The organism is Limnospira sp. PMC 289.06 (assembly GCF_032350395.1).
Taxonomy (GTDB): Bacteria; Cyanobacteriota; Cyanobacteriia; order Cyanobacteriales; family Microcoleaceae; genus Limnospira; species Limnospira platensis.
The window spans coordinates 1-8,954 of sequence record NZ_JARPLC010000161.1; the positions used below are offsets into that span (position 1 = coordinate 1).

The window sequence follows — 8,954 nt, forward strand, 5'->3', positions numbered from 1 at the left end:
AGGAGGCAATTTGGTTGCGGTTTTACGATACGGAAGGTAATTTAGTCCTGTTACCCGAAGAGGCCGCCCAACAACGAGCCGAAGCGGCCGAACAACGGGCTGAACGTCTGGCGCAAAGGTTGCGATCGCTCGGTTTAGACCCAGAGGAACTATAAAAGAGGCGATCGCGCAACATCTACCTTAAATACTTATAGATATAGTTCCCCCTTGAGCAGCAACCATACCAGGAATTACTCACGCTCAAGCTCCCTTTGTAGGTGATTAAAGTCGATCGCAAATATATCTACTTTTTCGCGGGTTAAAGCCTTCAGCAAGTCGCGACGATTTAAACCAGCTATTTGCACGGCTTGGTCGTGAGGAATTTTACTTTTTTGATACCAATAGATAGCCGCCAAATCTGGAACCGGGAAACCTGAAATGGGAGAAACTCCTCTGGAGGCGATCTGGCTTGTCTTTTCAGCCTGGAAATTGTCCAGAAACGCAGAACCTGGTTTGTTAAAGAAACCGGGTTTCTTGTCTTATAATCGCGTTTTCTTCCGAGGCGCGGGAGAACCGCGTAATAATCCTTCGGTACTAAGATCCTCATCAATTTCTTCCCAAGGAATCCCAGAACCGCCGCCAAAAATCACCTATTTTCTAACTGTTCGGGAGTAGCTTTTAATAGTCGAGGAAACCAAGCTAAAGGAACGGTAATAGTTCGTTCATTCATTAATTAAACAATAAAATTATCTTCATATATCAGACATTTTTTACTCGAATATCAGTCTGAATTGTCCTATTCATACCATGCCTCCAAAAATTATTTTACACAGACTGAGTTCCATAAGTAGCTAGTATTGTTAATCTATTGGCTCCGGTGTTATGCGCTTGTACCGGGGTTACAGCATGGTGAGAGTGAGGGCTAAATCGAAATAAGTAGACTTGGAAAGGAAGATATGAAACTTGCGATCGCGTTATCATTTTACCCTCAATTTGTTCCTGTAGTAACAGCACACCTCCCGAAAATTGAGGTTTTGGATCGGGAAATAAAAGTAAGCGAAAAGTCTCACCGAAGGGGTTTTGATCGCTATGAGTGCCAATTTTATCTCCATCGTAGAGTCGGTGTCCAGTCAAACTAACAAGGGTAGCTGGGGGAGAACCCACAAAATTGCAAAGACGGGTGACTAAGGTAGGTTCTTGTAAAGTTTGTACTAGGTCGTTAAATACACCGCCGAAAATCGAAGCTACAGTTAAAAGGTTACAAACTTCGTGTTCATAAAATGCTTCTTTCACTCGCAGCCATCGAAAAGGTAAAGCGTTAAGTGCATCGAAAAGTTGCTGAACAAACTCTATATTCATAGCATTGGGCAGCACAGCATGAGGATAAGGAAGAGCAGACTCAAATTGGGAACGCAGTTCAGTTTCACTGCCCGGAAATAAATTTTGAAGTTCAAACATATATTGACTCATTACACATATTCCTCCAATAATTTATTGTTATCACAATGATTCAAGTTCAGGGATTCTGTGCGGGCACCCCAAGTGAAAATAACAGTCCACCGACCCTCAGTTTTGGTGGCAGAATGCACCTGACTTACAGAATGGTAGGAGTTATTGCCGATTCGGAATAAAACCCAGCTATCTCGCTGGTGAGGAATGCGCTTAATCGGCATTTCTTTGGCGTTAGGGTGAATGCAAAATTCGCCACCTGAAAAGTTTCTCTCGCCCAGCATCCAGCACAAACGTAGTTTCTCCCCGTGGTCATTTGCATCATTATGAATTTCAATTTCATCGCGATCGCCCAGATAGTGAATTACTACCAGACTCTCGGTACAGCGACTCCCCGCCAAAATAGAAGCAATTTCAAGGACATCTTGGCACTTAGGTGCAGCAATTAGCGCTTGAATTACCGAATTATTCCCGGCTATTTCAGGAGACAATACGGCATCGTATTGAGAGTAAAAGTCTGCCAAATGGCGACGCATAGGTACTGTTTTTATCGCTGCCTCAAAACAGTCTATGTGTTTTCCAACTAATTGATTTCCTGCACAGTGAGGATATGGCTTTGCCGACATAAATGCGGTTAATTTTGCCTCTAAAGCTTCTATGAGACTATCGTGCAATATATTTTCCATTATATCTTGCCTTTTTTTGATATTCATTTTAATTAAATCTGAATCTGTTTTTTGAATTTACCAATCATCATCTTGACTAAATACCAGCCCCAAAAACCTTTCTTACTTAAGTCTAATATAATTAATATAGGCAAGAAGAATAATAAATAACTGCAAGTGATGCCCCACCAACCCGTACCCGATAAGTAAAGACGTTGCCCGGACAGTTGCAGGCTATTTAAATTTGTTGTATCAATTAAAATTTGAGTTGCCGAGGGTGGCCAGCACAACATGAGTAAAATGCTTAATTCAACCACCACTTTTAGCCAGCTTGTATAGCTACTGGGTGAAAGCTTTTTAGGCAGTCCTGCTATCTTAAGCTGACTTACTTCAATGGTTTCTCTCAAGTTATATATTTGATATTTTTCGGGGCAGTCCACTAAAATTCTGACTATGACATAATCTCCTGGCTCTAAATCTAACTTATTTTTATTAATTTCAATATTTAGCCATTGATTTTTATCTTTGGTAATTTGAACTTTTATTTCCTCCCCATCATTGGTTTCTGCATAAGCTAAAATCACGCGAGCATTGCTTTTATCAAAGCCACTCAAATGAATCGGCCATTCTACTTGTGACTTGCAGTCTTCTGGTTTAATCCGTTGATTACCTGAGTTACGCAGAATAACAATTAATACGCCACCATTAATGATTTGAATGTCTCCTACTTTAATGTCTTGATTTTTGACCGGGCTACTTTTCGGAAGAGGTTCAGAAGATATCACCTCAAAAGAAAGCGCTCTGTAATTTTGTTGCCAGTAAAACAGGATTGTGAAAAAGGTGCCTAAAGCTGTGATGGCTATCCCCCAAAAATTCACATTATGCCATTGGGATTTTAATCCGTTTAACAGAAAATCTAATAAAGTGTAAATCATGGATTCTTTGCTGTAATTACAAGGGGGGTTAACTTATTTACTACTATTTTCAATAGCTTTTGTCATATATTAATTGTGATATTTTTACTTTCTGTGTCCAAATGTCATAATAATATTGGTTCTAACGCCAGAGTTTTTAGGAATGGGTGTGATATCATGGGGCGTATATTTTCCCATCAAAAAAATCACAGCATGATTCGGCAAAGAAGGGTAAACAATCGGGGGTTTCTCTGGACGATCCGGGTGCCAAAAGCGAAAATCCCACTTACGGAGGGGCGATCCAGGTACTTGCAGCAACCAGTTAATTCTTACTATCAATTGCCCGTTACAAGTTCCATCCGCATGGTTGAGAATTCGTTCTCCTTCTCGAAGGCGATAGGAAAATATCTCTCTTTGAGCCGTTACAGACACCCCGGTCAAGCGAGTTATTTGTTCTACCATTTCCGGCTTTTGAAGACGCTGCATCAGCGTTTTAACAATTTCGGGACAGCCAAAGGTTTGACTCCAAACCGCAATATCCAAACTATCTTGGCTGTAAATATCTCCAATTCTTCGAGTCCAAGGCGCTAATGTCATTGCTTTTGCCAGTGCCTCGAATTCTTCTGGAGGCAGCATGGGCGTTAGTTGAAAGGATGGTGTTTCGGAAGTTAAATTGAATTGAACATTAGGGTTAGAGTCCGTCAACCAAGGAGATGATGCACTTATTACCGGGCCTGGATTAACTGAAGATGTCAAGGGTTCAGCGATCCGGGTTTTAGTCACTGAAAGTGTGCTTTTCTCTTGGAGTAAATTTTGCCGATTACCGACCCAAGCAAACCACTGTATGTCTGGTGGTAAATCTTCTCCCTGGTAGGGACGTAAGGTGACAAAAGAATGACAATCTTCTGTTACCACAATTAGCTCTCCCGGCTCTAGTTGATTATCTGAAATCAAAACTGGGCGATCGCCTAATCCTGCTACCAAACGGAAAATCTGAACTACAGGAGCATCTAATTGCTTTGATGACCGAGGCATCCAGACTCCCCAAGCTAAGATATTTGTGTCAGCAGAAATGTTTTCTTTCTTTGGGCAACCAAGCTGCTTTAATACAGTGGTTATCGTTTGGTTATGACGCGGCCCGACTAGAAAGATATCGTCAATTTTTATCCCTGGTTGGCACGGAATAACTGCGTCGGCACTCAAAAAATCCTGAATGCGATCGAGTGATGATTTAACCTCATCGTTGGTCTGAATATGTATGGGATTGCGGATGGTAATCATGGGTAAATTTATCGGGGATGATTAATGGCTGGCATCCAATTAAATGGCGACTGTCGAAATGTATCTTTGACGACGCTGGCTGCATAGTTAGCACCAAATTTCTCCAAATTAATCATCAGAAAATCTGCCTCTTGACGAATCATTTTTTCTGTGGACAGATACCATTCCAACAATTGAGAATTTAGGTGTATTTTTCCTTCTGGGTCGGCCACACTTTGATGCAGGGATCGACTAATTGCTGTGGACTGTAATCCTGTTGCCCCATCAGCAAGACAGTCATCAAGGTCACACCTTCCTAGCAAAACTCCTATATAAGATTGCACAAGTTTAGCCGCCCGATCGCCAACGGATGGTGAGGATAAAAAATAAGCAACTCTGTGGCATAAATCCTGGCCAATCAACTCCATTGTTAGACTAGCTGCGGTCAGTTCATCTTGCCAAGGAGACAGAGATTTGGCCGTTCGCTTAAGCAGATCCTTTCCCTCTGCTGTGGATGGTTGAAAATTGAGCAGACTACTATAAATTGCTGTTAACAGAATTGAATCAGACACGGAAAAAAAAGCACTATCTCGATCGTGGAGGTCATCCACTGATCGCCCAAACATACAAAGCCAAAAACGGTTTTGTATCTCTGGTATCAGACTGACATCCAAGCATCCACTATGTTCTATTTCAATGACGGGAAGCACCCACCGCAGAATATACATTCTCACCAGATGAATCAGAATGTACTCCTCGGCTTTGACTCCACATTTGCGAATAGTTAAAACTCGTTGTTCTTCAGTGTTAATTAACTTTAAAATAGCCGCAGCCATCCCCGCCTCATCAGGCAAGTTATACTCGATATTGCCAACTTTGATTTGCATTTTAATTTCTATGAGTTAGGGCTGGTTGAGCAATTCTCGTTTCTGTTTATGTCCGCTTGCGGAAAGTTGCTGCAACAAAGTTGTCGCCATTGCACGCATTTGGACTGTACGGCTGCGATTGACCGCTTGGCGAGCAAAAACTTTCGCTTGGGAAATATCCCCATCAATATTCCAGCGGTGCGCCCAAAGTAAGGAAACACCCGCATCTTTGCGAAAGACTTTTTTGAGTGCGACCTCTGCCTCTTGACCTCGCCCTTGCTGGATGGCTTGGTACGCTATTTTGAGCAGTGTTTCTTGGGATTCCCGTCCACCGATCGATTCAGCGCTATTAGCCATACAGCCACCGTAACAGGAACGGTCTTCGGCAAATTCGCAGGTATCACAGCGATCGTAAACTTGCGGGCGATCGTATTTTTCATCAATGACCCGTTTGTAATAAGCCATTAATTCCGAGAAGTTATCGAAATCTGTCAGTTGGGTTCGTTCCAGATCGGATAACGCATAACACCGAAAAACTTCTAGGGCTGGGTTCACATCAATAACCGGGCCACAAGAACGAAAGGCAGCACTTTTGGGCTGTGTTAACTGAATTCGACCCAGTTGTTCGGAAGTGAAAAAGCACTTAGGTAGCGGACAATCGAGATAGACTTGAATGTGTTGCCAGTAGGCTGCTTCCAGAAATTCAGCTATTCTTGGGGCTACAGCGTGATACTCCGATGGACTCAATACTTGGACTTCCGGCGATGGGTTCAGTTCTGGATAGGCAACTGTCCAGCGCAAGTATTCAATGCCAAAGGATTCACACACATCTAAAATTTCTTGATAGTTGAAATCCTGACGCCAAATATTGAAGCCGATGTTAACAGGAATGCCCAGGTTAAGAGCAACATCAATGTTGTGCAAGACTAACTCGTATTCAGTGTTTCGGCGATAATCCCGACGTTCGTTGAGATTAACTAGCAGGCTAAGGCGATCGCGATAGGGTTTCAGTTTGAGAATTTCATTGGTATTGCAGATACCTCCCGTAAAAATAGTGGCATCACCCAAAGCAGGTTCAGCCATCGACTTTTCTAAGAGATAAACCAGGTCTTTATATAAAAAAGGTTCACCTCCGATAATATTCAGACGAAAATTAGGACCACTGCGACTGATAAACTGCACAACCCGCTCGATACCTTCACGAGTTAAAACTGTCTTTTTTCCTGACTTACCCATTTCGGTGGAGGCAAAACAGTAGGCACAGTAATTGCTACACTTGTCAATAACAATCAAATTCATGTAATCTACCTAAAATTGATGTTTTTGATTTTTTGAGATGTTACTTTTGGAGCCAAAAGTTACTGCGTTTAGACCCTATTGCCAGTTAGTTATGATGTCAGCAGCATTTTTACTTTTAGCCATTTGGGGACTCATCTGTGCTACTTGCTCGATCGCCTCTAAAGGCAAGGTGCGAAGATAACGTTCAAATCGCTTAGTTGCGCCACAATGATTTTCTGGAGTTTCCGAATCGTTCAAATCAAATGCTGGACAACCATGTTCGCAAACAAATTTCGCGGGACAAGTCCGACAATCTTTTTCATATTTATCTGTCTTCCCATGAAAGCCATGTAATTTCTGCTTCCACCCATCTGGATCGAACCCATCTGGATCGAGTATGTTTCCTAGTAAGTAACTTTGGACATTTCCGCTAGAACCAGCACAACCACAAGGATAAACTTCGCCAGTTTCCTTAACAACAATCATGTTAATTCCAGCATGGCAAAAGGGATTATCACACCTTAACTGATCCAGAAATTCTTTAGCAGAAGGTGCAGCTAGATGACGCTGGATTTTGGCTAACATTCGCGTCTCTACAATTGACCCCTCATAGCGAATGAGACTATCTAAGTTATCTTTAAGAACTCTAAATATTTGCTCCTCGCTTAAAGGTTTGGCACCAATTCCGTGTCCCACTGCCGAGGCAATATTCAGGTGAAAAGCTGTAATTCCTAGTTGGTAGAAAGTTTCGTAAATTTGGGGAACTAATGTCCAATTGTGAAGATGAATAACGGCGATCGCCCCTGAAAAAATACCTCTCTCCCGCAACCGCTTTAAGTTATGAATCGTCTTTTTGAAGCCACCTCTCACCTGATTGTGTACAGCTTCTGGGCCGTCTATGGATGTGCCAATCTTAACTCCATGACGTGCAAATACATCAATATGCTCGTCATTTAGTAGAGTTAAATTACTTTGCAAACCAAAGTCTACTGTTTTGCCTTTGTCTCCTAGGATTTTGACGGCTAAAGTGCAGGCTCTATCGTACCATTGATCGCTTTGAAGCAATGGTTCTCCACCGTGAAATATTAGTTCAATATGAGATTTTCGCGAATACTCAGCGATTCGTTCTATGGCGATCGCGAAAGTATCGATATCAAATAAAGGAACTTCTTTTCCTGGAGTTTTTACTTCGGCATAGCAATAGCTGCAATGTAAATTGCAGACATTAGTTAGCTCGATATGAAGTTCGTGAACGTTTCGGAGACTGACCCACGAACGATTGATGGCGGAATAACTACTGCTAACCGTGTTGTCAGGTAAAGTTTTCATCTTGGCGCTTCCGTTAGGTTATCCAAACTCACGGCGAGTTTTTTGGCCTCTCAAACAAAACGAGTTTAGTCTAGTAGAAGGAATCTAATAGAAGAAATTTTATTTGCAGAGGGATGGGGCTATTTGTCCGAGAGGCGATCGAGCAGTTATTCTGAGTTGTAGATATCAATCTAATCTCTAATTGCAGATTTGCTATCCTTAACTCAAAAGAACTGGCGCTGTCTAAGTACCCTTATTGTATTTGTGATAAACGTAATATCCAGGAACGGTACTTTCGCCTTCTGAGGGAAGGACATGATCCTGAGTCAACTTCCGCTCGTCATCAATCAAACTAAAAAACTCTTCCTGTGAAGGTAGGGTGCTGGATACCGATTCTTGCGGCTGAGTGCTTTCTAATTCCTCCGATTGAGGCTGAGACAAATCTAGAACGGGATTAACAGTATTTTGAGACATGGCTTTAGCCCTATTTCCGTAAACTTAGAATATTTCCTACGCGATGTTTCACACAACGTAGGATATCCGATAGAACATGACAATAAAATCCACCTATTGCAGCTAGTGGTTTTTTAGCGGAATAGTTTTCAACAGGTGTAAATTACTATTGTACGGCTTCTATACTATCTTAATCTATATCAATCAGCGAAAGTAATCAACTCTGGAAAGTAGTATTTAGTACCCAATTTTCCCCAGTACCCTGAAAAAAAATTAGTAGGATTTAGTGGGATTGGGTTCCCGGTGATTGACAAAGTAGGATTTGGTGGTATATAGTTCTTGCTTTAAGATTAAGTCTCTGTATTTTTACTGATGAAAAATATTGAAGAAGTGTTAGAGTGGGCTGAAAAGCTGATCCTTGAGAAAACCGGCGAACCTCTCAAGCCTATAGAGGAAGCCATACTCAAGGGTGTGTGGTCAGGAAAAAAATATGCTCAAATTGCTAAAGAATATAATAATTGTCGTGAATCTCACGTTAAGAAAGAAGCCGCTAAGTTATGGGATAAGCTGCGGGATGAATTAGGGGAAGACCTGAATAAATATAATTTTCGTTCCAAGATAGATAAAAAACATAGGGTTTCTGAAATTTCCCAGTGTGGCAATTGTGTATTACAAGAAATTGATATTAACATTGTTGGTCAGTTTATCCAAACTATTAAAGATACTCAACACCGATCGCCCTCCGATCTCTCTTCTTCTCATTCTCCCACACCTCAAGATTT

11 protein-coding genes and 1 pseudogene are annotated in these 8,954 nt (G+C 41.7%); 2 read left to right on the forward strand and 10 right to left on the reverse strand.

The genetic code is table 11. The annotated features are described in order from the left end of the window. Positions 1–230: 230 nt before the first annotated feature. Positions 231–395, reverse strand: a complete 165-nt coding sequence (locus tag P5674_RS21460) for a UPF0175 family protein (protein WP_006617335.1) — start codon at positions 393–395, stop codon at positions 231–233. 22 nt (positions 396–417) lie between these two features. Here P5674_RS21460 and P5674_RS21465 point away from each other — a divergent pair, with 22 nt between their 5' ends. Beyond that, the gene (locus P5674_RS21465; protein WP_014277505.1) at positions 418–654 is read left to right on the forward strand and encodes a hypothetical protein; all 237 of its coding nucleotides are present in this window, start codon (positions 418–420) and stop codon (positions 652–654) included. Here P5674_RS21465 and P5674_RS26680 read toward each other — a convergent pair. The 9 genes from P5674_RS26680 to P5674_RS21505 all read right to left on the reverse strand — a co-directional run bounded on the left by P5674_RS26680 (position 626) and on the right by P5674_RS21505 (position 8,193). Further along, positions 626–709 (reverse strand): DUF2442 domain-containing protein, encoded by an 84-nt coding sequence (locus P5674_RS26680; RefSeq protein WP_006617336.1) that lies wholly within the window; start codon positions 707–709, stop codon positions 626–628. The genes P5674_RS21465 and P5674_RS26680 overlap by 29 nt on opposite strands. Before the next feature lie 95 nt (positions 710–804). After that, positions 805–1,449, reverse strand: coding sequence for a hypothetical protein (locus P5674_RS21470; protein WP_006617337.1), 645 nt, complete (start codon positions 1,447–1,449; stop codon positions 805–807). Further along, entirely contained in the window at positions 1,449–2,054 is a 606-nt protein-coding gene (locus P5674_RS21475; RefSeq protein ID WP_315670268.1) for a 2OG-Fe(II) oxygenase, read from the reverse strand. Before P5674_RS21475 ends, P5674_RS21470 begins: the two co-directional genes overlap by 1 nt. 92 nt (positions 2,055–2,146) lie before the next feature. Then, entirely contained in the window at positions 2,147–3,028 is an 882-nt protein-coding gene (locus P5674_RS21480; RefSeq protein WP_006617339.1) for a hypothetical protein, read from the reverse strand. Positions 3,029–3,112: 84 nt separating this feature from the next. Then, positions 3,113–4,288 carry a hypothetical protein gene (locus P5674_RS21485; RefSeq protein ID WP_006617340.1) on the reverse strand — a complete coding sequence of 392 codons (1,176 nt, stop codon included), beginning with the start codon at positions 4,286–4,288 and terminating at the stop codon, positions 3,113–3,115. Between the two features lie 8 nt (positions 4,289–4,296). Beyond that, on the reverse strand, positions 4,297–5,154 hold the full coding sequence (locus tag P5674_RS21490) for a hypothetical protein (protein ID WP_006617341.1): 858 nt from the start codon (positions 5,152–5,154) through the stop codon (positions 4,297–4,299). Positions 5,155–5,169: 15 nt separating this feature from the next. Further along, the gene (locus P5674_RS21495) at positions 5,170–6,432 is read right to left on the reverse strand and encodes a radical SAM protein (RefSeq protein ID WP_006617342.1); all 1,263 of its coding nucleotides are present in this window, start codon (positions 6,430–6,432) and stop codon (positions 5,170–5,172) included. Positions 6,433–6,507: 75 nt separating this feature from the next. Continuing rightward, entirely contained in the window at positions 6,508–7,740 is a 1,233-nt protein-coding gene (locus P5674_RS21500) for a radical SAM/SPASM domain-containing protein (protein WP_006617343.1), read from the reverse strand. Positions 7,741–7,962: 222 nt separating this feature from the next. After that, entirely contained in the window at positions 7,963–8,193 is a 231-nt protein-coding gene (locus P5674_RS21505) for a hypothetical protein (RefSeq protein WP_006617344.1), read from the reverse strand. 351 nt (positions 8,194–8,544) lie between these two features. On the opposite strand from P5674_RS21505, the pseudogene P5674_RS21510 reads away from it, so the two are divergent. Then, positions 8,545–8,954: pseudogene (locus tag P5674_RS21510) on the forward strand (ATPase); the annotation flags it as partial.